Annotated in this window: 27 protein-coding genes and 1 pseudogene; 15 read left to right on the top strand and 13 right to left on the bottom strand. The window is 33.2% G+C overall.

What is annotated here, in order from left to right:
* Positions 1–133 precede the first annotated feature (133 nt).
* Complete coding sequence (locus tag AB3211_RS03295; RefSeq protein WP_367364685.1) at positions 134–805, top strand: bifunctional (p)ppGpp synthetase/guanosine-3',5'-bis(diphosphate) 3'-pyrophosphohydrolase; 672 nt, start codon at positions 134–136, stop codon at positions 803–805.
* Between the two features lie 57 nt (positions 806–862).
* Here the strand turns inward: AB3211_RS03295 and gmk are convergent, their stop codons facing one another.
* Together gmk and AB3211_RS03305 are read right to left on the bottom strand one after the other, a co-directional pair.
* Positions 863–1,492 (bottom strand): guanylate kinase, encoded by a 630-nt coding sequence (gene gmk, locus AB3211_RS03300; RefSeq protein WP_410521606.1) that lies wholly within the window; start codon positions 1,490–1,492, stop codon positions 863–865.
* Positions 1,470–1,664 (bottom strand): DUF465 domain-containing protein, encoded by a 195-nt coding sequence (locus AB3211_RS03305; protein WP_341762615.1) that lies wholly within the window; start codon positions 1,662–1,664, stop codon positions 1,470–1,472. Before AB3211_RS03305 ends, gmk begins: the two co-directional genes overlap by 23 nt.
* A gap of 95 nt (positions 1,665–1,759) precedes the next feature.
* Here AB3211_RS03305 and AB3211_RS03310 point away from each other — a divergent pair, with 95 nt between their 5' ends.
* Both AB3211_RS03310 and AB3211_RS03315 read left to right on the top strand, forming a co-directional pair.
* Positions 1,760–2,347, top strand: a complete 588-nt coding sequence (locus AB3211_RS03310; RefSeq protein WP_367364809.1) for a UbiX family flavin prenyltransferase — start codon at positions 1,760–1,762, stop codon at positions 2,345–2,347.
* A 59-nt stretch (positions 2,348–2,406) separates the two neighbouring features.
* Positions 2,407–3,012: a carbonic anhydrase gene (locus AB3211_RS03315; protein ID WP_367364686.1), complete on the top strand. Its 606-nt coding sequence runs from the start codon at positions 2,407–2,409 to the stop codon at positions 3,010–3,012.
* A gap of 249 nt (positions 3,013–3,261) precedes the next feature.
* Here the strand turns inward: AB3211_RS03315 and groL are convergent, their stop codons facing one another.
* The 4 genes from groL to AB3211_RS03335 form a co-directional block, all read right to left on the bottom strand.
* Complete coding sequence (gene groL / locus AB3211_RS03320; protein WP_367364687.1) at positions 3,262–4,917, bottom strand: chaperonin GroEL; 1,656 nt, start codon at positions 4,915–4,917, stop codon at positions 3,262–3,264.
* Positions 4,918–4,947: 30 nt separating this feature from the next.
* Complete coding sequence (locus AB3211_RS03325; RefSeq protein ID WP_341761682.1) at positions 4,948–5,235, bottom strand: co-chaperone GroES; 288 nt, start codon at positions 5,233–5,235, stop codon at positions 4,948–4,950.
* A gap of 1,006 nt (positions 5,236–6,241) precedes the next feature.
* Positions 6,242–7,147 carry a hypothetical protein gene (locus AB3211_RS03330; RefSeq protein WP_367364688.1) on the bottom strand — a complete coding sequence of 302 codons (906 nt, stop codon included), beginning with the start codon at positions 7,145–7,147 and terminating at the stop codon, positions 6,242–6,244.
* A gap of 373 nt (positions 7,148–7,520) precedes the next feature.
* Positions 7,521–9,209, bottom strand: a complete 1,689-nt coding sequence (locus AB3211_RS03335) for a peptidylprolyl isomerase (protein ID WP_367364689.1) — start codon at positions 9,207–9,209, stop codon at positions 7,521–7,523.
* 76 nt (positions 9,210–9,285) lie between these two features.
* On the opposite strand from AB3211_RS03335, the gene AB3211_RS03340 reads away from it, so the two are divergent.
* The 3 genes from AB3211_RS03340 (at position 9,286) to kdsA (ending at position 11,386) form a co-directional block, all read left to right on the top strand.
* On the top strand, positions 9,286–10,026 hold the full coding sequence (locus AB3211_RS03340) for a triose-phosphate isomerase (protein ID WP_367364690.1): 741 nt from the start codon (positions 9,286–9,288) through the stop codon (positions 10,024–10,026).
* Positions 10,023–10,328 (top strand): preprotein translocase subunit SecG, encoded by a 306-nt coding sequence (secG, locus tag AB3211_RS03345; protein ID WP_367364691.1) that lies wholly within the window; start codon positions 10,023–10,025, stop codon positions 10,326–10,328. Before AB3211_RS03340 ends, secG begins: the two co-directional genes overlap by 4 nt.
* A 224-nt stretch (positions 10,329–10,552) precedes the next feature.
* Positions 10,553–11,386, top strand: coding sequence for a 3-deoxy-8-phosphooctulonate synthase (gene kdsA, locus AB3211_RS03350; RefSeq protein WP_367364810.1), 834 nt, complete (start codon positions 10,553–10,555; stop codon positions 11,384–11,386).
* A 374-nt stretch (positions 11,387–11,760) separates the two neighbouring features.
* On the opposite strand, the gene AB3211_RS03355 is transcribed toward kdsA, so the two are convergent.
* Together AB3211_RS03355 and AB3211_RS03360 are read right to left on the bottom strand one after the other, a co-directional pair.
* Entirely contained in the window at positions 11,761–13,107 is a 1,347-nt protein-coding gene (locus tag AB3211_RS03355; protein ID WP_367364692.1) for an MFS transporter, read from the bottom strand.
* Positions 13,108–13,340: 233 nt separating this feature from the next.
* Positions 13,341–14,150 carry a class I SAM-dependent methyltransferase gene (locus AB3211_RS03360; RefSeq protein WP_367364693.1) on the bottom strand — a complete coding sequence of 270 codons (810 nt, stop codon included), beginning with the start codon at positions 14,148–14,150 and terminating at the stop codon, positions 13,341–13,343.
* 243 nt (positions 14,151–14,393) lie between these two features.
* On the opposite strand from AB3211_RS03360, the gene ffh reads away from it, so the two are divergent.
* The gene (gene ffh / locus AB3211_RS03365) at positions 14,394–15,746 is read left to right on the top strand and encodes a signal recognition particle protein (RefSeq protein ID WP_367364694.1); all 1,353 of its coding nucleotides are present in this window, start codon (positions 14,394–14,396) and stop codon (positions 15,744–15,746) included.
* Between the two features lie 142 nt (positions 15,747–15,888).
* A pseudogene (locus tag AB3211_RS03370) lies at positions 15,889–16,888 on the top strand (palindromic element RPE1 domain-containing protein); the annotation flags it as partial.
* A gap of 217 nt (positions 16,889–17,105) precedes the next feature.
* On the opposite strand, the gene AB3211_RS03375 reads toward AB3211_RS03370, so the two are convergent.
* From AB3211_RS03375 to rpmI, 4 genes are all read right to left on the bottom strand, one after another.
* On the bottom strand, positions 17,106–17,861 hold the full coding sequence (locus tag AB3211_RS03375; protein WP_367364696.1) for a hypothetical protein: 756 nt from the start codon (positions 17,859–17,861) through the stop codon (positions 17,106–17,108).
* 17 nt (positions 17,862–17,878) lie between these two features.
* Positions 17,879–18,430, bottom strand: coding sequence for a hypothetical protein (locus AB3211_RS03380; RefSeq protein WP_367364697.1), 552 nt, complete (start codon positions 18,428–18,430; stop codon positions 17,879–17,881).
* 316 nt (positions 18,431–18,746) lie between these two features.
* On the bottom strand, positions 18,747–19,103 hold the full coding sequence (gene rplT / locus AB3211_RS03385; protein ID WP_341747957.1) for a 50S ribosomal protein L20: 357 nt from the start codon (positions 19,101–19,103) through the stop codon (positions 18,747–18,749).
* A gap of 27 nt (positions 19,104–19,130) precedes the next feature.
* Positions 19,131–19,334 (bottom strand): 50S ribosomal protein L35, encoded by a 204-nt coding sequence (rpmI, locus tag AB3211_RS03390; RefSeq protein WP_367364698.1) that lies wholly within the window; start codon positions 19,332–19,334, stop codon positions 19,131–19,133.
* Positions 19,335–20,303: 969 nt separating this feature from the next.
* Between rpmI and AB3211_RS03395 the strand changes: the two genes are divergently transcribed.
* The 5 genes from AB3211_RS03395 to lptB all read left to right on the top strand — a co-directional run bounded on the left by AB3211_RS03395 (position 20,304) and on the right by lptB (position 24,150).
* Entirely contained in the window at positions 20,304–20,912 is a 609-nt protein-coding gene (locus tag AB3211_RS03395; RefSeq protein WP_367364699.1) for an outer membrane protein, read from the top strand.
* A gap of 366 nt (positions 20,913–21,278) precedes the next feature.
* Positions 21,279–22,235, top strand: coding sequence for an SIS domain-containing protein (locus AB3211_RS03400; RefSeq protein ID WP_367364700.1), 957 nt, complete (start codon positions 21,279–21,281; stop codon positions 22,233–22,235).
* Positions 22,236–22,302: 67 nt separating this feature from the next.
* Positions 22,303–22,938 carry an LPS export ABC transporter periplasmic protein LptC gene (lptC, locus tag AB3211_RS03405; protein ID WP_367364701.1) on the top strand — a complete coding sequence of 212 codons (636 nt, stop codon included), beginning with the start codon at positions 22,303–22,305 and terminating at the stop codon, positions 22,936–22,938.
* Between the two features lie 79 nt (positions 22,939–23,017).
* A complete protein-coding gene (locus AB3211_RS03410) occupies positions 23,018–23,389 on the top strand; it encodes an LptA/OstA family protein (protein WP_367364702.1) in 372 nt (123 codons plus the stop codon).
* A gap of 23 nt (positions 23,390–23,412) precedes the next feature.
* Complete coding sequence (gene lptB / locus AB3211_RS03415; protein ID WP_410521607.1) at positions 23,413–24,150, top strand: LPS export ABC transporter ATP-binding protein; 738 nt, start codon at positions 23,413–23,415, stop codon at positions 24,148–24,150.
* A gap of 314 nt (positions 24,151–24,464) precedes the next feature.
* Here the strand turns inward: lptB and pgeF are convergent, their stop codons facing one another.
* The gene (gene pgeF / locus AB3211_RS03420; protein WP_367364703.1) at positions 24,465–25,199 is read right to left on the bottom strand and encodes a peptidoglycan editing factor PgeF; all 735 of its coding nucleotides are present in this window, start codon (positions 25,197–25,199) and stop codon (positions 24,465–24,467) included.
* On the opposite strand from pgeF, the gene AB3211_RS03425 reads away from it, so the two are divergent.
* Positions 25,200–26,075, top strand: coding sequence for a glutamine synthetase (locus tag AB3211_RS03425; protein WP_367364704.1), 876 nt, complete (start codon positions 25,200–25,202; stop codon positions 26,073–26,075). It begins immediately after the preceding gene.
* The gene (locus AB3211_RS03430) at positions 26,075–26,800 is read left to right on the top strand and encodes an SURF1 family protein (protein WP_367364705.1); all 726 of its coding nucleotides are present in this window, start codon (positions 26,075–26,077) and stop codon (positions 26,798–26,800) included. The genes AB3211_RS03425 and AB3211_RS03430 overlap by 1 nt, the downstream gene beginning before the upstream one ends.
* Positions 26,801–26,852 lie beyond the last annotated feature (52 nt).

The raw sequence follows: 26,852 nt of genomic DNA on the forward strand, positions 1-26,852 counted from the left end.
TAATATTACGGGTATATTTGATGCTTTTGAAGAGTAAATACTTGCGAATTCCTGATAGTAAAGACAACGACAACGCAATTCTTGATTTTCATTGACTATATATAATAATCTAAATCAATAATAAAGTAACAGTATGAGTTTTATGTTATACGAGGATATTGATAATTTACACAATATCACTGATATTATTAGTACTAAATTGCAAGAGAATTCTATAGTGGTGAAGATATCTTGCAGATTAAAAGACCCTCATTCTATCGTAAAGAAATTGGTAAGAAAAGGTATTGGTTTTCATCAATTAACTGACCTCGTTGCTTTTAGAATTATAGTTGATACGCAAGAAGACTGTTATAAAGTACTGGATATTATTAATGATATATATCCTAGTAACCATGAAAAATATAAAGACTATATTGTTAATCCCAAAGATAACGGCTATAGTTCCTTACATATTGTGACTACTATTGGTACATTTAGACGTAATGTGGAAATACAAGTACGGACTAGTCAAATGCATGATATAGCAGAGTTTGGCATCGCTAATCATGGTGAATATAAAGAAGCACAAGAAGCAAGGATAAAAAAATTATTTTCTCCAGAATTACTTAATATAATTGTTCTTCATATCGGACTAAATAATTTATATAAACTTTTTGAACAATTTAATTGGACTATGTCTGAACTGGTTGCTTATGAACAAGAAATTAAAAATTTTTGGGATAATTTTCAAGATAACTTGCAGACAATACAAGATCAATTTATAAAAGAAATAAATGTAGACCAGTTAAAGAGAAATTTTCTATAATTTCACCGAATTTTGGATAAGAATTAGTTAATTCTTATCCAAAATTCACGTATAATGTCAGAGTTGGTCATGCCAATCATTATAAAACTTGCCTAAATCAAGTCTTATTCTTTTCGATCGTTCAGCAGTGATTATAGAGTATATTGTTTCAAGAGTGGTATCAAAATCATCGTTAATAACCACGTAATCATATTGTTTGGCATAATACACTTCTTGAGTAGCCAATTTCATACGCAACTTTATTGATTCTTTACTATCTTGCCCTCTATCTTTAATTCGTTGTTGCAAAATACTAGGACTCGGTGGCAAAATAAAAATTGTAATTACATTTGGTAAGGTTTTTTTTATTAGCTTTGTACCTTGCCAATCTATATCAAACAAAACATCTAACCCTTGATTTAGTAAGTCTTCTACAACTTTTTTAGGTGTTCCATAATAATTATTGTAAATATTTGCATATTCAAGAAATACATCTTGCTCAATTAATTTATTAAATTCCTCTTTGGTCTTGAAATAGTAACTTACTCCATCAACTTCATCTGTTCTTGGCCTTCTAGTAGTTGCAGAAACGGATAATCTAAGATTACTGTCGATTTTTAAAATTGCTCTAGCTAAGCTAGATTTACCAGTAGCCGAGGGCGAAGACAAAATAATAGCTAATCCTTTACTTCTGAGAGATAGTAGCATTCTTGGTGAAACCTTTATATAGCAATAAGATTTTATCTTTTAATATTAATTTTTGTTTCTTTAACTGCCTGACTTTAGTATTATCTTGCAAATGCAAGAATCCGGTATTTATTAGTCTTTCTAAATCATTATGTTTTTTTTGTAAACTTTGTATGTGGCTCATGAGACTCATATGCAAACTCCATAATCAGTTAAAAGCTTGGTTTTTTGTAAACCAAGCTTCATTTTAATATAAGCAAATACACTTTGAAAGGAAAAAATATAGCTATGACTAGCGATAATAAAAAAAAATTGCTTGTGGCAATCTCTGGAGCTTCTGGAGCAATATACGGTATAAGGTTACTTGAGATTCTGAGGCAGATAAATATTGAGAGTCATCTAATTATTTCAAAATCTGCTCATCTTACCATATTACATGAGACGAATTATTCCATAGAACAAGTAAAAGATATAGCAGATTACTGTTACAATCTTTCTGATATTGGGGCTAGGGTTTCTTGCGGTGCTTTTAGGACATTTGGCATGATAATAGCCCCATGTAGCATGAGAACTCTAGCATCAATTGCTGGCAGTATTGAGAATAATTTAATCAGTAGAGCAGCAGGGGTTATACTAAAAGAACGAAGAAAACTGGTGTTGATGATAAGAGAGACGCCTTTACATCTAGGTCATTTAGAAAATATGTTAAAAGTAACGAATTATGGTGGGATAATTGCACCTCCAGTACCTGCTTTTTATAATTTACCTAAAACCTTGGATGACATGATAAATTATTCAATTTCGCGGGTTCTTGATATTTTTGATATTAATACTGATTTAATAAAACGTTGGGATGGTATGCCTACAAAAATTTAAAATCTATTAGTGCTTGAAAAATATCTGCTATAATTGCAGTGACGTCTTGAGGGTCATATATGCAACAAAGTTTTGAAAAAATACTAAAAGGCTATCAGCTATTTAGAAAAAAATATGCTTATGGTAATAAATCTATTATGCAGAGTCTATCCCGTGATGGTCAACAACCAAAGATTATGGTGGTTGCTTGTTGTGATGCACGAGTAGATCCGGCATTAATACTACAATGTGATCCAGGGGATTTATTTGTTGTACGTAATGTAGCAAATATTGTTCCTCCTTACGAAAAAGATGGATCTCATCATGGCACAAGTGCTGCCTTAGAGTTTGGAATATGCTTTTTGAAAGTTGAACACTTAATTGTATTAGGACATAGCCAATGTGGAGGAATTCAAGAATTATTAAATAGTGACGATAGAGTGCAGAATGATTTTATAACCAACTGGGTTTCTCTGATAAAAACACCTAATTTTAGACATCATAATGCTGATGATTATACAAAATTAGCACTTAAACAATCACATCAAAATTGTATGACGTTTCCATGGATTAATGAACTAGTGACCAAGAAAGAGCTAATTATTCATTTATGGTTTTTTGATATAAAAACTGGGCAAATTTTTACTTATTCTGATAAGCAACAAACATATCTACCCCTTGCTTAGGTTCTTGAGTATATACTCGATGAAAATCAACAATTGCGTTGTCGTTTTCCAAGATTTCCGGTACTCACGTACTAAATGTACGCCTAACACCTCGACCCTTCGACTCCTGCTACTATCATAATTTTGATTCTATCATCTATCAACTCTTCATTTACGAGCAGTATACTCAAATGAATGGTAAAAAGATGCCATCCCTACAAGAAAGCAGAGGGATGACATCAAAGTGTTGTTCGTATGAGGAAATGAGCGTTAGAAGTCCATACCGCCCATGCCGCCCATACCACCACCCATGCCACCACGTGGCATAGTAGGTTCATCTTTATCAGTTGGTTCATCAATAATAAATGCTTCAGTAGTAATAATCAAAGAAGCAACTGATGCTGCATCTTGCAAAGCTGTACGTACAACTTTTGTTGGATCGATAATACCAGCTTTAATCATATCAACATAAGTCATGTCTTGAGCATTGAAGCCAAAATGTTTGTCTTTACTATCATTAAGTTTTGCAACTACAATAGCTCCTTCCTCGCCCGCATTTTTTGCAATTTGTTTTACTGGAGCTTGCAATGCCTTCTTAACTATGTCAATACCAGCCTGTTGATCTTTGTTAGTACTTTTTAACGCTTCTAAAGCTTTTGCTGCATAGAAAAGAGTGACCCCACCCCCTGCAACAACACCTTCTTCTACTGCAGCTCTAGTAGCATGCAGGGCATCCTCGACACGATCTTTTCTTTCTTTTACTTCAACTTCAGTAGCACCGCCAACTTTTAAGACAGCTACGCCACCAGCAAGTTTAGCCAAACGCTCTTGTAATTTTTCTTTATCGTAATCTGAAGTAGATTCATCAATTTGTTTACGAATTTGTGAACAACGAGTAGCGATATCAGCCTTACTACCAGCACCGTCAATTATGACAGTATTTTCTTTAGAGATGGTAACTTTTTTAGCAGTACCCAACATTTTGATATTAACATTCTCAAGCTTCATACCAAGATCTTCGCTGATAAGCTGACCACCTGTTAAAATAGAGATATCTTCCATCATGAATTTTTTTCTATCACCAAAGCCAGGAGCTTTAACTGCAGCAACTTTTAACCCACCACGTAATTTATTTACTACTAGGGTAGCAAGTGCTTCTCCTTCTACATCTTCAGCAATTACTAGTAAAGGACGTCCTGATTGCATTACCGCTTCAAGTACTGGTAACATTTGTTGTAAATTTGATAATTTCTTTTCAAATAGTAAGATAAAAGGATTTTCCAATTCTACTACCATCTTTTCGGAATTAGTAACAAAATATGGTGATAGATAACCTCTATCAAACATCATACCTTCAACTACATCTACTTCGAAACTAAAATTTTTGGCTTCTTCGACGGTAATTACTCCCTCTTTGCCTACTCTTTCCATAGCTATAGCAATTTTTTCACCAATTTCTTTATCACCATTTGATGAAATAGTACCAACTTGAGCAATCTCCTCTTGGCTACTGATCTTTTTACTTGCTTTCCTAATTTCTTCAACTACTAGGTTAACCGCTAAGTCTATACCGCGTTTTATATCCATAGGATTTAAACCAGCTGCTACAGCTTCATTACCTTTTTTTACTATTGCTTGAGTTAGCACAGTTGCGGTAGTTGTTCCATCACCAGCAACATCAGATGTTTTGCTAGCCACAGATTTCACTAATTGAGCACCCAAATTCTGAGCTTTGTCTTTTAGTTCAATGGCTTTTGCAACAGTTACACCATCTTTGGTTAGTCTTGGTGCCCCGAATGATTGTTCAATTACAACATTTCTACCTTTTGGACCTAATGTTACTTTTACGGTATCAGCTAAAATATTAATACCTTTTAGCATTTGTTCACGTGCATGTGAACCGTGTTTTATTAATTTTGCTGCCATATATATATTCTCCTTACAATAAATAAATTATTAACCAATTATGCCCATGACATCACTTTCTTTCATAATGACCAAATCTAAACCATCAACTTTTACTTCAGTGCCAGCCCATTTGCCATAAAGTACTTTATCTCCTACTTTAATTTCTAATGGATGGACAGTACCATTCTCACTTCTTGTTCCCTTACCTACAGCTACTACTTCACCTTGTATTGGTTTTTCCTTTGCTGTATCAGGAATAATAATTCCTCCACTTGTTTTTTCTTCTTGTTGAATTGGTTTTACCGCAATTCTATCGTGCAATGGTCTAAAAGACATTCTTACCTCCATAGATTTTTAATACTTATAATGTGTATTCTATATATGCTTGATTTTGTAACAGTTCAAGGGGTAAAAAGAAAAATTTTTAAGAAAAATATTCTGTGAACAAAATATTGTGTGTATATTTATAAAAGTCTAATAAAGTTTCATAATGGAACAACAGAAACAGAGCGTTAGTTAAATAATTATTTATGTTTAGACCAATACTATAGTAAAACCCTATATAGTTAATAGACAAAGCTAACCCGAGAATGCAGGGTAATTTAAAAGTCACAATCATTAGTTGTTATAGATACAAATTCAACCACTACCGATGTCATCCCAGCGTAGGCTGGGATATATATTACTTAATAGTCTTTCAGGCTATTTTTTTTAGATTCCTGCCTACGCGGGAATGACATCGAGTACATATTAAGCACTTTTTCTCTTATCTATTAGGCTTACAACCCGACTTTTAAATTACCCTGCCGAGAATGTTTGAGTTATATGTTGACATAATGCGTATCATTTTGTTTGGTGCTTATCATAGTACCATAACCTGAATTCGATGTAACTTGTTACATCGAACTTTCGTGTTATATATAGAAACAATCAGGTTTGAAGCGGTTCTACACCTGATTGTTAAAATATAACACTCCATTCAATATGTGATTTTAATAATTAAAATCACATATTGAATGATGAAAAAAGTTAAAATGCACTCGCAGAATCGTTTCAAGAGTGCATTTTTCCTTATAACAAAGCCGGTTCGATATAAGAATTATTAATTCTTATATCGAACTGAGGTTACCTTACATTTTTTATATAACCACTATTAAAATGGCTGCTGATCGTCTATTAGAGAGGAGTCGCTGAAAGCGGCGACGCGGCAATCTAGGATACGCGAAGCGTACTAGAAAAAACAGCTTCGCTGTTTACCTGGATCGCCACGGCATCTAAAGAGCCTTGCTATGACGATTATAGAAAAATGTAGGGTACTATGGGTGCTTATATTGAACTGAGCTTAATTATGATGATATAAATCACCTAAAAGGGTCTCATCAGATACATCATGCACTGCTTCACTATAATATTTACTATATGGAGGTGGTGCTGGAAGTAGTGGTGCAACTTTACGAGCTTTCGGAGGACAGTTCATTGTATGGGATATAGTTGTAATATCTGAAGGTAGTTGCGGGCATAAATGATCAAGTGGTAGTACACTAGGTGGTGCTGAATCTGCTGCTGGATGGTTGTTAGTAGTAACATACGTATTATTACAATTACTTGATCCTTCAGGAGGAGTTGATAGGGGTAGTTCTGGAGCACTTGGTTCACGCTCATATTCAGCCTGACGTGCCTCTAGTATTGTCTCATATTCTCCCCGTTTAACTTCTAAATATTCATCCAAATTTTTAAGAAAAGTATTTTCCAATATTCTACTAACTTTTAAATATTTATCCAAATTTTCAAAAAAAGTATTTTCCAATATTCTACTTATCCATGGTGTAGACTCCTTAATTATATAGCTCAACCCAGCAATCTTCAGTGCTTCCTTAAAATCATGTTGGTCAATACATTTAAGTAACTTTCTAGCTTGAATTATTTCGTCTATTTGGTCACTGCGTTCTTCAAAATTTCTGCAATCATCTATATCATACCTTAGTAAGGTAGAATTTTTTATATATAGACCCTTTAAACTAACTTTTAATTCCCGACTAGCTAATTTTAGTTCCTGACTAGTTATTAATTTACTTTCCGTATTTTTTACAAAATTACAACATTTTTCCAAATCAGCAGCCTTCAATATCTCATGAACACTACTATCAGTAGCAAATAACTTTTTAGCTCGTTCTATTTTATCAATTTCATTCTTAAGTAATTGTATTGTGGTAGAAAACCTTTCTAATAGCATACGATCTTTTGACATAATAAACACATATTAAGATTATATTAATTATGACATAATATAATCTTAATATATATTAATATGCAAGATTTAGTAACAATATAGTTAAAATTAGTTATCTAAATTGTCTTATTTATATCATGATAACATACAATAACCTCAAATATTGATGTAAGACATCGGTTTAATAGCCTAGGGTGTTCATCCCTGCCTCTTCGGATGTCACCCCTGCTTCGGTGCGGGGTCTAAAAAATTTTAAAAAATCCTCTTGGTTTATTTTTCTAGATCCCAGCTTTCGCTGGGATGACATCATGGCAGTAACATCACCCCTAATGGCTATGATTACTTGAGCCTACTATTAATTTATTACATCAAACTGAGATTACAATATAAATCACATACTCTTTTGTTTCATTTTATTTTTCTTGATGGCATAGCTAATCAGCTCATCAATAACATTGTTTCTTATGGCTACTGCAATATCTACTTCATTTTTTTTCTGAATTTCTTGCCTTTTCGTCTTATCAATTCTTTTTGATTTTACATAAGCAAAATACGCCTTATCTTTTGACTGAAAAACTGGAGTATTGGAATCAATGTTAGCATTAAAAATTGCTGATAGTAATTCTGCTGGTAATTGCTGATTATTATGAATTTCATACCTAGAAAAAGTTGCAGCTTGGTTGGTAGTAATGTCTAGAGGTTTTTTACTTTTACCAGGTTTATATTCTTTAGCAAGACTCTCTATGTTTCCTAAATTTATCTTTCTAATATATTGCTTATACCATAGTTCGTATACTTGATCTCTGACTGCCGAGAATTCTTGTAGTTTACTTGGCTGAATAGATTTAATCTCAACCAGTATAAAAGCTCCTTTATCAGTTAGCTCCATTGGATATGATAATTCTCCTTCTGCAAGATCAAAAATACTGTCAGCATTTTGACCAAGATCAATATACAATTCGCCTTTCAAGTGTTGGCGTTGTGGCACGATGGGACTTCGCGTAGGAACAACGGTTTGACTATGTTTCGTTTGCTCGGCACTCGCAGGCTTAGCCAACTCTTGAAATTCATCTTGTATATTATTAGTTAAATCCTTATAACTTACAGAATCTAAATTCTGTATTGGTAATTCATATTTTCCAGCAATTTCTGTTAAACTTGAACCAGCTGCCACATCATCTTCTAGATTTTTTGCTAATAGTAGCTTCAGCTCTTCTATTTTTTGTTGTTGCAATAATTCATTAACCTGTTTTTGTACCTCGCTAAATTTTTTATTAGCAAATTCTTCTTGGTTATCCTGATAAAACTTCAATAATTCTTCATCGCTATTATGAATTTGCTTACCTAACACTTCACTTGATATTTTTACATAAGACAAGCTACGTTTTTCTGGTATTTCAAATAACTCTTGGTTTTCTTTGTATAGTTCTTCTAACTCGACCGGAGTTGCATAAGTCATAAACGCACCTTTAGGCTGAGCTTTTAGGTCAATTTGTACAAGGTCGACATCTCTTGTTTCAGCCATATAGTCTACGATATTTTTGACCATTATTTTTGGTGTTTGAAATGATTCTATAAAAATACTAATGAGACTATTCTTTAAGGTATGTTCTTTAACGTCAGATACATAGTCCTCCTCATTAATATAAGAATTTTTTAAAAAACCTTTAAAGAGTGCTACGTCAAATAGACCTTGCTCATTCTTAAAATTAGCAGATTCTTTAATAAACTGAATCACAGTATCATCAGTTAGATCTAGATTATAATAATGTACTAAATAGTTCATAATGCGATTATTGATAAGTTTTTTAATAATAAAATTATCAATATTCAACTGCTTTATATCTTCTTCACTAAGATGTGTTCCAGTTTGTTTTTGAATAACACGAATTTGTTCGGCTTTTGCTTTTAGAAAATCTTCTTCGCTAATAGTTTTTGTATCAGAAAATGTAATCAAATCAAAATTATTGGTAGTCTGTAATACATCTTTAATTCCCCATCCAACAAATGCAAAGGCAATCATTCCAAGTAAAACACGCATTACAAAACTATCAGCAGCGTTTCTAATATTATTTAACATAAATATAAATTTTTCTCTTCAAGTTTTTGTAGTATACTAAAATAGTTCTGTACACTAATATCTGCAAGCGATTTTTATGAAAAAACTTATTATTGCTAACTGGAAAATGCATATAAGTTTAGATGATGCATTTAAATTTTGTGCTAGGCTGACAAAGCAGCAACATAACAATAAATTTATTATAGCTCCTCCTGCTCCCTATCTTGCTTATTTATCTGATAAATTCAAATCTATAGAGTTTTGTGGACAAAATGTCAGTCAATTTGAAGGACAAGGAAGTTATACGGGAGAATATTCAAGCCTATTACTGAAACTAAGTGGTATTAATTACGCTATTGTTGGTCATAGTGAACGTAGAAGTTTCTTTCAAGAATCCAATGAATTAATCAGGCAAAAAGCAGAGAATTGCTTAAACGCCAAGATCAGCCCTATTATTTGTATCGGAGAAGACCTAGCTACACGAAAAAATAATAATTATAAAAAATTTTTATTAAAACAATTAGTGGAATCCCTGCCAAATGATAAAATAGGAGAGGGGATAGATGTGATAATAGCCTATGAGCCGATTTGGACTATAGGAACAGGGATTATTCCTAACCAAGAAGAATTAACAGAGATATTTGATGTTCTCAATTATTTTCTTCAGCAAAGCCAAGTTGCAAATAATATTAGCTTAGTGTATGGTGGATCTGTAAATTTAGGTAATATAGAAAAAATATTAAGTATACAGAATATTGATGGGGTTATGATTGGCAAATCTTCACTTGATTATCAAATTTTAGTTCAAATATTAAATTATAGGTTTTTTAGAAAATGATGAATATATTACTTTTTGTTCATATTGTAATAGCAATACTGCTAATTATCGTAATTCTGATGCAAAAGACTGGCAATGATGGGTTAAGTGGTATGAGCGGTGGTAGTGGTAATATGGGTGTTGTAACAGGCAGAACTGTAGCTAATTTCTTGACTAAAACCACGGTAGTGCTTGCCACCTTGTTTATAATTAATGCTATTATTCTTGCCAATCTGTCTTCTCAGAAAAACCTTGGGATAATTAAGAAAATTGAACAAGTTGACGATAAGCAAGAAGAGTCTAGCTTGCCCATTGCTAAATAAAATTTAAGGACGATGTATGCATTCTAGGTGATGCACTCAAGATTCTTCAACGTCATTGCGAGGAGCTACTTTAGTAGCGACGAAGCAATCCAAAAAGTGACCAGAAATGGATTGCTTCGTCGACCTACGGTCTTCCTCGCAATGACGGTTAGGTATCCACATGAGGATTCGAGGACGAAAACAACGAGCGATAAACCCATTAAAGAGAGATGTTTACAGAACCTATGCAAAAAATAATTGATTTACATAATATCAAAATTGGTAATACCTTACCATTTGTGTTTATTGCTGGACCTTGCCAAATAGAAAGTCTAGATCATGCATTATTTATGGCTGACAAGCTTGTGACCCTTACTGCTAAACTTAACATACCCTTTATCTATAAATCGTCATTCGATAAAGCCAATAGAACTTCAATAAATGGTATCCGGGGTAGCGGTCTTGAGAAAGGGCTGGAAATTTTGTCTAAAGTAAAAACAGCCTTTAACTGCCCTATTCTTACTGACGTTCATATAGAGGATCAGTGTGCTAAAGTTGCTGAAATTGTTGATATAATCCAAATCCCTGCCTTCTTATGTAGACAAACAGATTTGTTGCATGCTGCAGTTAGGACTAATAAGATTGTTAATGTTAAAAAAGGCCAGTTTCTTGCCCCTTGGGATATGAAGAATGTGTATGCTAAACTTGAAGCGTTTGGTGCAAAGAATATCATGCTTACCGAACGGGGTGCATGTTTTGGTTACAACACATTAGTATCGGATATGCGTAGTTTGCCAATTATGGCAGAAACTAAGACTCCTATAATTTTTGACGCAACCCATTCAGTTCAGCAACCAGGTGGCATAGGTAACAGTAGTGGTGGCGAAAGAAAATATGCTGAAATACTAGCAAGGGCAGCTGTTAGTGTAGGAGTAGCAGGTGTTTTTATGGAAGTTCACCAAGACCCAGATAATGCCCCAAGTGACGGACCTTGTATGATCAAGCTGGATGATTTAGAATCTATATTGGTTAGGTTAAAGAGCTATGATGAGCTAACTAAAGCAATATTTAAGATATAACATAACCTCAAATATTGATGTAAGACATCGGTTTAATAGCCTAGGGTGTTCCTGCACCTTCGGATGTCACCCCTGTCTGTCATTATGTCATCCCAGTTCCTTCGGATGTCACCCCTGCGTAAGCAGGGGTCTAAAAATGTTCAACAGTACCTCGATCTACTTTTTTTAGATCCCTGTCTACGCAGGGATGACATCGGGGCTATTAAATCGATGTCTTACATCAAACTGAAGTTAATTTAGAAACGTTAGGAGCTAAATCACCGGACAAAGCTAAGAAGATTATAGAAGAGACTGTAATACATTTTGTTTAGCTATGCATTTAAAAATACCAACAGTAACAAAACAAATTATTAGATTATGTTGTCAACATTTATCTATACCTCTACATAAGGCTTTTGTGGATAATTTCCAATCTCTTTCTCCAATTTTTCAAAATGAAATAGTCCGAATGCAAAACCTATGCAAACTGGAAGCAATATCATCATTATCCCCCAATGATGCCAATATTCAGTTAAGTAAACAATTGCAAAAGAGGTAACTACATGCATTAAGGCACGAGATATGGCAAATGTAAGGCTAGCACAGCTAAAACGTTTAAAGACAGGAAAATGTTTATAAAAGATTGGATGTCCTATATTAGGACCGGTAGGTACAAATAACATAACGAATAATTGCATTAAAAATACATCAAATGAGCTATTAACATTATTTAATAAATAAGGGCAAGCTAAAGCAAATAGACAAAATATCAATAATAAGGTTTTTACAATTTTTAACGGATATATTCTATAACTTAAATATGTTAATACCAAAGTGCTTAAGAAGGAAAATATGGAGATAATGAAATTTTGATGGATGACTTGTTCAGCACTATAGCCAAAAGAAGTTTTTAACATATTTCCGCAATAAATATAAACAAAATAAAAACGTACGGGACACATACATTCTATTAAGAACAAGGCTATTATTGTTATTTTATTAGCTTTTTCCTTCCATATTGGATTATTTTCTAGTTTTTTGAGATCTATGCTGGCAACATTTGAAGTCTGCTGAAAAGTTTTTTTTAGTTGACGTTTGGCATCAGCAAATTCCGGCGTTTCTCTAAGACTCCTTCGAGCTGTTGTGCCGATCAATGCTACGCCTGCTCCCATCCAAAATGCTAGACGCCAATTAAATCCATAGGAGGTCACTAACGATGCTATGCCTAAAGCAACAACTCCTCCTAAAGTACAAAAAATCGCAACTGATGAAACAGCTGGATATTGGATTGGTGGATTTATAAATTCAGTTAAATAAAGTGTTGCTCCTATTGCCTCTCCCATAGAGGACATTCCTTGTAGTATACGGCATATAGTGATCAACCAAGAGGCTGTAATGCCTATTTGGGCATAAGTAGGTAGATTAGCCATCATAATACATGATAAAGCCATCATAAAAGTCGTTATGATAACAGTAGTCTTACGCCCTATATTATCACCTAACCATCCAAATATTACTGCACCAACCGGTCGAAAAACAAAGGTAGAGCAAAAAGCCGTAGCTGAATAAAGAGCGGTAGTATGTGGATCACTTTGAGGAAAAAACAACTCATTAAGAAATACCGCCATATGTACATAAAGCATCAAATCAAAATATTCTAAAAAAGTCCCGATCGAAAGCAACCCAACAGCTGATTTTTGTTCCTTCGTTAGGCTTCTTTGTTCTTGCTGATAGTTTAACATTATTTGCCTCGCATTTGCGTTCATTGAAATATATTTATGAGGGAATAAATTATGCTTATTACCCCAATTCGAGATAAGAATTAGTTAATTCTTATCCTCTTACGATGTCACCCCTGCGAAAGCAGGGGTCTAAAAAAGTCTAACAAATCCTCTCGGTTTATTTTTCTATATCCCGCACCGAAGCAGGGGTAACATAAAACCCTACAATGTTACTCCTGCCTCCGAATTCGCGTTTATTGGAGTTTTCTTCCCCAAGATTGAAACACCCCACCTGCACTTTGTATAACCGTCTTATCTTGAATAATCTGATCCATGTCTTTTAGCATCTTTTCTATTTCTAAATTATCGATCAACTTATACTTAATAAAATGTTCTTTTTCTTCTAAAAGAGATAATTTTAATAATAATTTTTCTTCCGCCCCATTAAAAACTGGTTGATGAAAATCAAATTTTACATCTGTTAATTGAAGACTACATAAAGTATTAAATAGCTTTATACCATAAGAATAATCTACACTAAGTCTTTTTGCAACTTTATGTAATAATTCTTTATATTGTTCTATTGAACGAGCATATGGATAATTAAATATAGCTTTATAATCATGCTCTTCACATGCAATAGTTCCACCTGGCTTTAATAAACTTAACATATTATTTAAGGCTTTTTGAGGATGTGTTAGATGTATGAGTACAAACCTACAATATACTAGATCATATTGCTCATTACCCTGATAATTTTGTATATCTGCAACTTGGTATTCAACAATATCGATGTTTTTACTACTTAACTTACTTTTAGTAAGCTCTATCTGTTTTGGGCTTATATCTAGGCATAATAGTTTGCCATCTTGTCCAATTTTCTGATATATTATATCAATAGTCTCACCAGATCCACAACCAATAATCGCTACTTTCATACTAGGGCGAAGTTCTAACCTGTCTAATAGAATATTAGTATATTTACCATATATTTTATTCAAAGTACTGAGTCTATAATCCGTTTCATCGCCAGTTGCTAAAATATAGCTATTCTTTTTTACCATTTGATTTATTTATATTTTATATATCTATTTGGTAATATATTGCTGATTTGGTTCATTGATAGCAAGAAAAAATAACATAGAAAATTGAAATAATAAATTTTTGGTTGTAACAATATCACTAGTTCTTAATAAAAGCTGAAAGTTTTATTTCACAAATTAATTACTATTTTTTTTGCTAATATGCTTAGTGATTATTAGTAAGTATGCTACAATGCGGTGAATTCAAGTAATTTATTACATTTTATGTTTCAAACATTAACTCAAAATCTAACGAAAATTTTTGATCGTATCAAAAGAAGTGGTACTTTATCGGAAGCCCAAATAAACGATACTATGCGTGATATTAGGATTGCCCTTCTTGAAGCAGATGTTGCACTGCCAGTAGTTAAGGATTTTATTGCTGTAGTAGCATTAAAAGCTATGGGGCAGGAAGTCATAAAATCAGTAGCTCCAGGGCAGATGATAGTAAAGATTGTCCATAATGAGTTAATCAATATATTATCCTCGTCTCTAGATGAAAGTAGTTTACAGCTTAAATCTGAACCGCCGGTAAATATTTTAATGGTTGGTCTGCAAGGCAGTGGAAAAACTACAGCAAGTGCTAAATTAGCACTTAGGCTAAAAAATCAAAATAAAAAGGTACTTTTAGTCTCTCTTGATATTTATAGACCAGCTGCTCAGGAACAATTAACTATCCTTGGTAAATCTATAGGGGTAGATTGTTTAACTATTGTCCCCAACCATACTCCTATAGATATTGCGAAAAGAGCTTTACACGAGTCGAAATTATCTGCCTATGACGTCGTTATTTATGATACAGCAGGTAGGTTACAAATCGATGATGAGATGATGAAAGAAGCATCAAATATAAAAAATTTAATAGACCCAAAAGAGATAATTTTGGTGGTTGATGCAATGACAGGGCAAGATTCGGTACTTATAGCTAGCAATTTTGATCAAAAATTAGGGATTACCGGCGTAATTTTATCCCGTATTGATGGCGATGCCAAAGGTGGGGCGGCTCTAAGCATTAAACATGTTACCAAGAAACCTATTAAGTTCTTAAGCACTGGCGAGAAATTGACAAATCTAGAATTATTTGACCCAGAACGCATAGCTTCAAGAATATTAGATATGGGAGATATCATCTCCTTCGTTGAAAAAGCAGCAAGCATAATAGACCATCAAGAGGCAGAAAGAGCGGCTGCTAGACTTAAAAAAGGTAAATTTGATTTGGAAGATTATCTAACGCAAATGAGGAGTATAAAGAAACTAGGTGGATTCAGTAGTATGATGAGTATGTTGCCTGGTATTAATAAAATTATCGATAAGGTCGATCAATCGAAATTAAGTGGCAAATTAATAGACCACCAAGAAGCAATAATTTTATCTATGACCAAGAAAGAACGAAAAAACCCAGATTTGCTAAATGCCTCACGTCGAAAACGTATCGCTGAAGGATCTGGAACATCAGTACAAAAAGTGAATAGTCTATTGAAACAATTTAAACAAATAAGTGGTTTCATGAAAAAGGCAAGCAATATGAATCCCAAAAGCCTAATGCGTAGTGGTATAAGCAACTTATTTAAATTATGATAACCTGAATTACCATCAACTCTTCATTTACGAGTAGTATATATGTATCCCTGAATTCGATGTAACTTGTTACATCGAATTCAGGTTGAATTTGACAGATGATCCCTGCGAAGGTAGCGGGATCATATTAACCGGAGATTAAATGGTTAGCAAGGTATATAACGATCTTATTTTACAGATTAAAGCCAATAAATATGATTTTTTAAGGTTTGATCTGATTAAGCAAGATGCAATAAAGGATCTCGCAGCTCAGCTTGCCTTAAAATATGATATTGTGGTAGTTATAGGTTTTGGTGCGTCTTCTCTAAATGTTAGAGCATTATTAAGTATAAAGGCAGTAGCTACTAAAAGGCTAATATATCTTGATAGTTTAGATCAGTTGGAAATTGATGAGAAACTGGCATTAGTTGATTTAAGTAAAGCAGTCTTTTTCTCATTGAGTAAGTCTGGGAACACAAATGAAACCTATTTATTAACTAAGTATGTTTTAGAAGTTTTACATGTTCCCCCTCAAAATGTTTATGTAATAGTACCGTTTAATAATAATTTGTTACGTAATTTAGCAGAGTCTTTTGGTACAAATTGTCTAGAACATGATAATATTCGTAGTGGAAGATTTGGCGTAATTTCTAATGCATCTTTGCTCCCAACCGCAATTGCAGGAGTTGATGTACATAAAGTCGTACTAGCTGCTTCAAAAAAAATATCAGATATTCTTCTTGATGGATTTAATATTTGTGAGATAGCGGAGCATTACCTTAATCAATATTCTTTAAATAGACATATATTAGTTATGTTTAATTATTGTTATCAATTAGATGGTCTATGTAGATGGCAACAACAGATTATAGCTGAATCACTTGGTAAGAATGGTTTTGGTATAACTCCTATAATAGCAAAAGGAACATTTGATCAACACAGTCAATTGCAGCTTTATTTAGAAGGTCCGGATGATAAATTTTATCAAGTTATTACTAACAAAGCAAACTCAGATATTAGATCTCTTTCGAAATTCGCTTATGCTGAGGAATTTAAAGGAGTCACGGAACGCAGAACCGCAGCGTACTTAAATGTACGTGAGGATTCGAGTACCGGAGCGACGAATAAATTACCAGCAGAAGTAGAGTTTCGAAAGAGATCTATTGAAATAGCTCTAGCTGCTCATGCTAATAATATATATAATGCATTAGGTCAAGTCAATCGACCAGTGATGCTAGAGAATTTTGTACATATCGATGAACAGGTAATTGTAGATCAAATTATTCACGTAATGTTAAGTACTATACTAATTGCAAATCACCTAAAAATCGATCCATTCAACCAGCCATCTGTGGATGAATATAAAAAGGTATAACAGACCTATTTCGCATCAGGAAGAGCTGCAAGTGCTGAATTAAACAACTTAGAAAGATTTTTCTTATCCACTTTGTCATTATCAGAAAAACTAGCAATAGTGGTGCCAATCATATCATTAGACAGTCCTACCGAGTGTGTCCATAGTACCCTACCAGTTGGTACGTCAAGAATAGCTAATCTAACTCGCGAAACTTCTGATGGGTCTGATAAATTGACTCTACCAGTTATACATCCCTTCAAAATCTCTGTACAAAAATCCCTAGTTACTGCACCAGATGTTTTACTCTCCGCATAGAAATTTATTACAATTAGTAAATCAGCTCCGGCTTTTCCACCAAGATCAATTGCAGAAGGAATTTTTTCATCAATAGAATATGCCGCATCCTCTTTCCAAGCTCCACTAGCATAGAGTATATTTAGAGTCTCATCAAAATTATCCTTAATGTCAACTATGTATTTTGACAATTTGTTATTACCAATTTCTGTTCTAGAGAAAAGTTTAATATTATACCCTTTGTCCTGCATTTTGGTTATGAATGTATCTACAATATTTTCTTCAAGGCGATCCTCATAACTATAAACTCTCGTTTTTTTGTTAAAAGCATCAATTTGATTTACTTCAACTTTTGGTGGTAAAAGTAAAGCAACTTTGGACTTAGTTAGCGATTGCGAATAATCAGGTGCAGATCTAACAAAAGTTGTTTTAGTACAAGCCGATGTAGAAAAAAACAGTAAAATTATAAAGAAAATTCTGACCATATAACTATGTATTTTTATTAATTTTTATATGTAGCTGGAATGAGTCTAGTTCTCTTCTCAGAAAGAATAACTAGAACATCTTGCCCCTCATTTATCACAGGATTGGTTTTATCTTCTCTAGCCTGCACAATGGTGATAATACCTGTCGCACGTACAGCTGCTATAGCATTTCTTAAAAGTCTGCTACCTTCGTAATAATCGTCTTTCAAATTCGATCTATTAACCTGTACGATATATTCTGTACCTTTTGATGCTCCCAAAGCAGATTGCATTATTGCACCAGTAACACCTCCAACAATAGCACCACCAACAATTATAGCCGCGTTATTAGTTCCGCTAGCAGCAACCGCCCCACCAGTAACAGCCCCAGCTAGACCACCAATTGCATTATCACCAAGTCTTTCATCCTCCGTGATTTTGATATCTCTTTTGGCAAGAAGCCTTCCTTCCAATACAATATTTAATGTTGAATCACTAGTATATGTATTTGCCGCAAGATTCCGACCGCAGCTAGAAAGAGTAAAAGCAATTATAAGAATCAAGAAAGTATATAAAAGTTTTTTAATCATAAAATTATTATTTTTATATTGTTAATAAAATTTAAGAATGAATTAAAAGTAAGATTATACTAAATTACAATAGATACATGCAATAAATTACTATCTCCAGTTGCCAATTGAACTGAATAATTTTTGAGGAATTTTTAGGCAAAATGTAGCTGAATACCGCAAGCAGTATGCAGATATATGTGAGAAACGGAAGTAAATTTTGACGACAAAATTACCACAAAGAATCCGTTCACAACACTCTCATTAGATATCTTTCGAAACTCGCTTATGCGAGTTTCGAAAGATATCTAATAATGATCCAAGAGGTCTAATAAGTCTATTGCAGATGAGTCTTTACCTGCACCACTATATCTGCAAAACCTTGTGGGTTGTTGACTGCCAATTCAGCTAGCACCTTGCGATCGATATCTATGGCAGCTTTTTTCAGTCCACCCATAAACTGTGAATATACTAAATCATGCTCACGTACTGCTGCATTGATTCTTTGTATCCAAAGCCCTCTAAAATCACGCTTACGATTTCTACGATCTCTATAAGCATATTGTAGAGCTTTTTCAACTTTTTCAATTGCTACCCTAAAGCAATTATTCGATCTTCCCCTATAACCTTTAGCAAGTTTGAGAATTTTTTTATGACGATTTTTTGAAACTTTTCCTGATTTTACTCGTGACATATCTCACCTATTTCCTTATTTAAATTATTAAATTCCATATGAAAGAAAGAATTTTTTCAAGTTCTTTGCATCTTGATCGCAGAGAATTGTTGTTCCTCTAAGGTTACGAAGCTGAGATTTTGTACGGCGTCGCATGAAATGCTTTTTTCCAGCTTGAGTGGCACAGACTTTGCCAGTAGCAGTAAGCTTAAAGCGCTTTTTTACCGCTGATTTTGTTTTTAATTTAGGCATTATAATTCCTTTATTTGGTATTTTAAGATCAGTCTAGCAAAAACTAGGCATACCAAAGCCACGTTGCTAATAGACGTAAGTATAATATTTTTAAGTATTATTGCAAGTCAATTTTGCAAATATTTTGGCTAGGATCATTTATACCCTAATTCGGGATAAGAATTATAATTCTTATCCCGAATTAGCTGTGATATAAAGAAAAATGTACTCTTGAAGCGGTTCTGCGAGTACATTTTAACTTTTTTATCGTTCAATAGATGATTTTAATAATTAAAATCATCTATTGAACGCAAATGATATTTTAACAATCAGGTGGGCAGCCGCTTCAAACCTGATTGTTTCTATATATACAGCCGAATTTGGGATAACTTGTTATCCCGAATTCGCGTATTTATATATGTTAATGTTATCTTAACCTCAACTATCGATGTAATAAATTAATAGTAGGCTCAAGTAATCATCGCCATTAGGGGTGATGTCACCGCCATTATGTCATCCCTGCTTCGGTGCGGGATCTAAAAAAATAGCCAAGAAAACTATTAGACTTTTTTAGACCCCGCTACCTTCGCAGGGGTGACATCGACAATAGCCAAATGTACGTTATATCAATTATTAGTTGTGATTTTTGAACTGCCCTCTGAGGGTTATCTTAAAAAATAAGCTAGCTGATTAGTTTAATTTATAGTAAACTGTAAATTAACCTGAATTCGATGTAACAAGTTACATCGAACTTTCGTGTATATATAGAAACAATCAGGTTTGAAGCGGCTGCCCACCTGATTGTTAAAATATAACACTCCATTCAATATGTGATTTTAATTATTAAAATCACATATTGAATGATGAAAAAAGTTAAAATGCACTCGCGTCAGCCGTTTCAAGAGTGCATTTTTCCTTATAACAAAGCCAGTTCGATATAAGAATTATTAATTCTTATATCGAACTGAGGTTAAATTAAAAAATAGAATTATGAAAAATTTACTCTTAGTAACGATTATAGCTATTTCACTTTTATTCTCTGTTTCCTCTTTGGCTATTGAAAATCAATTTTATTTGAAAGCAGAGGTTGGGGCGAATAAAATGGCTAATATTAAGTTAAATGATAAAAAACTAAAGCAAAATACCGCTATGTTTCTTGGCGGGGGTTTGGGTTATTATATTCTAGATAATGTTAGAGCTGATCTCATGCTTGCTTGGATTGCTAATCATCAATCTAAGCATTCTTTTGCCGGTACAGACTCAAAAATTAAGCCTCAAATTGCTACTTTAATGCTTAATGGTTATGTGGATATTGTTGATATAAGTATTTGTGAATTTTTTGTCGGTGCTGGTGCTGGAGTTGGTCAACTAAAAAACCAAATTACTAAGAATAATGGTGTATCAGTTTCTAGTGGTAAAAAAAACAACCTAGTCTACCAACTTACTTTTGGAGCTGCTACAAAGTTAGCCCCAGGAGTAAAAGTTGAAGCAGCTTACAGTTGGAAAGATTTTGGTAGCACAAAAGAAATAAAAAATCATATTAAATCATTAGCATATAAAGGTCATAATGTATCACTCGGCGTCAGGTTGGATGTGTAATATCTAATACCATTTCCCATTATTAACTACGCTAATACTAGTTGTAGTTACTACCCGGAGCTGTCATTCTTAGCAACGGCGGGAATCTAAAAAAATAGCCTAAAAGACTATTAAACATTATTATATCCCAGCTTTCGCTGGGATGACATCGTTTTGACATTAGTACTACAACTGTAGTGCTAAATAGCGTAGTTAATAATGGGAAATGGTATAATAGCCTTTGCAGGTTATTCTTTGGATTCCCGCCGTTGCTAAGAATGATATCGTTTTTGGTCCTGTAAGTACCATTACTTACATTGGCTTTTTGATCCACGTGGGCAATGCTACCTTCGTAGGAATAACATCGTTGAACAATTCGGACACTATATGAAAATACCATACCATTGTGATGTTGCCAAAAGGGTTATATTAAAAGAATCTGCTGCATTAGTTGAATTATCTAATAATATTCCTAGTGATTTTAACAATATAGTAGATTATATAATTAACTATAAAGGTAGGATTATTTTAACCGGCATAGGAAAGAGTGGTTATATAGCTCATAAAATAGCAGCAAGTTTTGCTTCTACCGGTACGGCTGCTTTTTATCTGCACCCAGCTGAGGCTAGCCACGGTGATCTTGGTATGGTAACTGACAATGATTTAGTATTCATGCTGTCTAATTCAGGGGAGACAAAAGAATTATTTGATATAATGAAATATTGTAAGAGATTTTCTATAAAAATAATTGCCATGACTATGAATGCCAACTCTACTATAGCAATCAATAGCGATTTCCTATTATTAATACCAAGAATCAATGAAGCATCTTATATTGCAGCTCCAACAACTTCTTCAGTAATGATGTTATCTCTTGGAGATGCACTTACCACTTCTGTACATGAAGCACGAGGTTTTTCTGAAGATGATTTTCGGTTGTATCATCCTGGGGGGAAGATTGGAGCGAATCTTATAAAGGTAGAGAGCTTAATGCGGGGGAAAGATCAGTTGCCTTTAGTATATGCTGATACCTCATTTACCGATACTATATTGGTTATGAATCAAAAGAGTCTTGGATGTGCTATAGTGGTAGATAAAGATTTGAGTTTGGTTGGTATTATAACAGATGGAGATTTGCGTAGACATATTAATGATAAAATAGATATGAAGTATGCTCACGATGTAATGACTTCTAACCCAAAACAAATTTCTCCTTCGAAGTTAGCGGGAGAGGCTTTAGGTGTAATGAATAGTAAATCAATTACTAGCATACCAGTAACTGAAAATAATATAGTAATTGGTATTGTTCATATCCATGACTTACTTAGGGCAGGAATCAGCTGATGAATGTCCATGATAATGTTAATTAGTTAATTCTTATCCCAAATTCGCGTATAATGTTGGCAATATTATGGTTAAGATTCCCTTCATAGATAAAGGTAGTAGTGCTATCATTTCATCTTATAGACGTTCAATTAGTCTATCAAAGATCTTATCTTGTTTAGGGATAGTATTAACCTTATATTTAATTTATATAAATTTAAATCCTATCAGTAATAATTCAAAATCAACTGAGGACAATAGTAGCAATAGTGCTTTTAATCCAAATGATAAACTCGATTATGAAATAAAAATTTCAAATTCAATTTTTAAGGGGTTCAATAAAAACTTAAATCCTTACCAGATTCAGGCTGTGCAAGCAGTTAGGACTTTAGGTAATCAATATAAACTAGAAGAAATTAATGCTACATATAAAATAAGTGACAACAAAGACTTAGTGATCAGTGCAAAAAATGGTATATTAAATGAGAATAGTCATATGTTAAAATTAAAAAATGATGTACAGTTTTTTTTAGGAGAAAGCACATTAAACGCACAAGAAGCCCAACTGAATCTACTAAATAAAGAAACATATAGTAACACAAGGGTGGTATTATCTTATAAAAATTGTAAAATTACTTCTAATAATTTTAGTGCTACACATGATAATGATATTATAAATTTCAAAGGTAATGTATCAACGGTTATTGATGTATCAGATTTTTAGCATGATTTGCTATCTATTGCTTGTTCTAATCATGAGTTCATCAGCCTATGGGAAACATCCGTACTCAAAGCATTCGAGTATGGATAAATTATATATTAATTCTGACAATTTAGTAATTGATCAAACTAAGAATCAAGCTTGTTTTACAGGAGAGGTGATTTTGTGGTTTGATGATATAATGGTAAAAACAACTAATTTAGAAATTTTTTATAAAACAGTTGATAATAAAAAAACTATTGATTACATCTCTATACCGTCAAGATTGACTGCTAAGAGGAATAATGGTCAAGAGTTACTAACTGCTACTTCTGCAAAATATTTTGTAGAAAGAAAAGAACTAGTACTGCTTGGTGATGTAATAGTACAGAATCAGGATGGTATTATAAAAACTGACAAACTAGTATATTATACGGAACTCAATAATATAGATTATAGCAAATCAAAAAATTAGTTATGTAAGAAATTTTTTAAAGTATGTCGCATTTAATAATAGAGAAATTACAAGTAAGTAGTATTTCAAAATCTTATAATAAGAGAGTGATCCTAAACGACGTATCTCTTCAATTAAAAACAGGAGAAATAGTTGGTCTTTTTGGTCCAAACGGTGCAGGTAAAACTACCTGTTTTAGTATTATTATAGGACTTACCAAACCAGATAGTGGAGCATTATTTTATAATGATCATGATATTACTCATTTACCGATTTATTTAAGAGCTAGGTTTGGCTTTAGCTATCTTCCTCAAGAACCATCAATTTTTCGTGGGCTATCTGTAGGAGATAATATTAGATTAATGCTAGAGGTTTTAGAACATGACCAAGAAATTATCGAACAAAAAACATTAGATTTGCTTAAAGAATTTTCTATTCTTCATCTAAAAGACATGCCAGCAATAGGATTATCCGGCGGAGAAAGACGTAGGCTAGAAATCGCAAGAACAATAGCACTAGATCCCAAATTTATTATGCTTGACGAACCACTTGCAGGCATTGATCCGTTAGCAATTGAGGATCTTAAAAATTTGATTGTTCACTTACGTAACCGCAATATCGGCATCCTAATTACCGATCACAATGTTAGAGATACTCTTAATATAGTTGATAGAGCCTATGTTATTTACGAAGGAAAAGTCCTATTAGAAGGAACTCCACAAGAAATAGCCACAAGCTATCAAGTAAAGGAAGTATATCTAGGGCAATCTTTTTGTTTGTAATAATAGACTTCTTGCCATCAGCAATTATAAATTCACGCTGGCAAAGCTTTCCATAGTACCCTACATTTTTTATATAACCACTATTAAAATGGCTGCTGATCGTCATTGCGAGGAGTCGCTGAAAGCGACGACGCGGCAATCCAGGATACGCGAAGCGTACTAGAAAAAACAGCTTCGCTGTTTACCTAGATCGCCACGGCATCTAAAGATGCCTCGCGATGACGATTATAGAAAAATGTAGGGTACTATGAAAGCCTTCCCGCGTAGAGGCTGTTAAACCAATGTCTTACATTGAACTCAGGTTAGTTAATAATTTATGCTTTAATTACAATAGTAGATAATATGGTACGGTTATATAATTCTCCAGTATGGCAGGCACGTCGATAACTTGGATATTTCTCAGGGTTAGTATATGTATCTTCTAGCATCCTTGTTATATCTTTAATACCCGCTTTTTGCAGTTGAAGTTCTACATAAGCTGGTAAATCGAACATATAATGCTTTGTTCTCAAAGAGGCACTAAAAAACTTTGAGTTCTCAGCCCGCTGCTTTATAAAATTATCGTAAAATTCTTGGTCTACCTCATAAGAATATTGTTGAATACTAGGGCAAATAATAGCCTTAATATTTTTTGCTCCTTTCTCATGCATTAGTTCTACCAAATTATTAGTGATACCAGCTTTAGCTCCACGCCAACCACAATGAGCTACCCCTATAACCTTACCATCTTCGCTACTAAGTAGAATAGGAACGCAATCAGCAGTTTGTACTGTTAGTACTAGATTTTTTTTGGTAGTAACTGCCCCATCAGCTTCGGGGTCAGTCTCAATATCACTATCAGCATCAATAACTTTGTTACCATGCACTTGCTGTAGGATAACAATATTCTCGGCATCATAATGTTTAACTACTGTTAGCCGATTATTCTCGACACTTTCTAAGATACTAGAGTCACCCAACTTATTTTTTTTACTATAAATATGACTAGATTGCTTGAAGCTTCCATCAAAAATTTTATAATAAACTTTATTTTTTATAAACTCATCCATATGACCACCCTACAGAAATTTATCCATACACTATCAGATCATTTGCAACAGAACAATGCTTTACAAAAAATCATTAACAAATTTCGAACAGACTACTCACTAATAGCTTGCATAGGAGTGGAAATAGAATTTTATTTAAGCAAAAATATTGATCCACTTGAATTTCAGACTCTACTTGGAATAGCAGTTAAGAAAGAAAAAGGAGCTAATCAATTTGAGGTAGATTTGCCGCCTTCCACTAACATAATTGAGTATATAGAAAAAATTAGTAGCACTAAGTCTAAAATACAAATTATTGCAGAAAAATTACGGGGTAATGTAAATTTTTCTGCCAAACCATTTGCAAGCGATTATGGTAATAGTATGCATTTTCATGTAAATTTTATATCCCCAAATGATTTGGAGAATTGTATACTTAATATTGATCTAATGGGTCAAAGTATCTGTCATTATATGCTTGACACTTTCTTGATATTCATGCCAAATGAAGATGATTACCTTCGTTTGGATAAGAATTTTATGGCACCAACTAATGTATCTTTTGGTAATAATAATAGAACTGTTGCACTGCGTATCCCTGACCTATCGCCTAAAAGACTAGAACATAGAATAGCAAATCCACTAACTAATCCTTATTTGGCAATTTTTACTATTTTAAACTCTATATTTCTAGGTCTAAAATTTCCTGATAAAATAAATAATATCAACAAAATATATGGCAATGCTTTTGATCAACAATATAATTTAGTGTCATTCCCCAAATCATTAACAGAAGCATTAGAGCTATTTAATTTGGAGTTTTTTATATACCTAAATAATAGACAAAGAGAACTAGCTACTCTAGAATCACTACTAGAAATAATGAAGAAATTATAGTGTTACAAACTTTAAAAAAAAGTACTTTAAAAATCGGTAATTGCCAAGTTCAATTATTACCTTTATTACTTACTATATTAGCATTTGTAATTCTCTTATCACTTGGGTTTTGGCAAATTGCTAGATTACAGGAAAAAGAACTGTTTTTAAGTTCAATGAAAAATAATCTTAATAATCCGCCAATTGATATAAAAACACTTAGTGGACATAAATTATATGCTAAAATAAGGGCGAACGGTCATTTTCTAGCGGGTAAGAATTTACATCTTTATGGACGCAGATCAATGTCCACTGAAAAAGAAGGTTATTATTTAGTTACCCCATTTCAAACTGATGATAACAAGATAATCTTGGTTGTACTAGGGTGGTTTGCTGGGAGGCATAAAGAAAATATTGATAATATAATAGATAACTCTATGGAAATCACAGGTGTAATTCTTCCCGGTGAAAAAACAAAGATGTTTGTACTGGATAATGATGTTAAAAACAATGTTTGGTTTACCTTGGATTTAACTCAATGCTCTGATGTTCTTGGCTTAAAATTAGAAGATTTTTATTTAATTATGGAGGGTAATAACAATCGATCTGATATTCTTAAAAGTTTGTCGATTAAAAATTTGCTGAATGTCAGAAATGATCATTTAGAATATGCCATAACTTGGTTTGCATTAGCGATTTCATTAGCAGTAATTTTTGTGATTTGTAACTTGTCTAAAAGAAATTAGAGTGTATATATACTCGGTGAACTTCAAGAATTGGCGGCGTCGTATCAAAGAT

Source organism: Candidatus Tisiphia endosymbiont of Nedyus quadrimaculatus (assembly GCF_964059235.1).
In the GTDB taxonomy this organism is placed as follows: Bacteria; Pseudomonadota; Alphaproteobacteria; order Rickettsiales; family Rickettsiaceae; genus Tisiphia.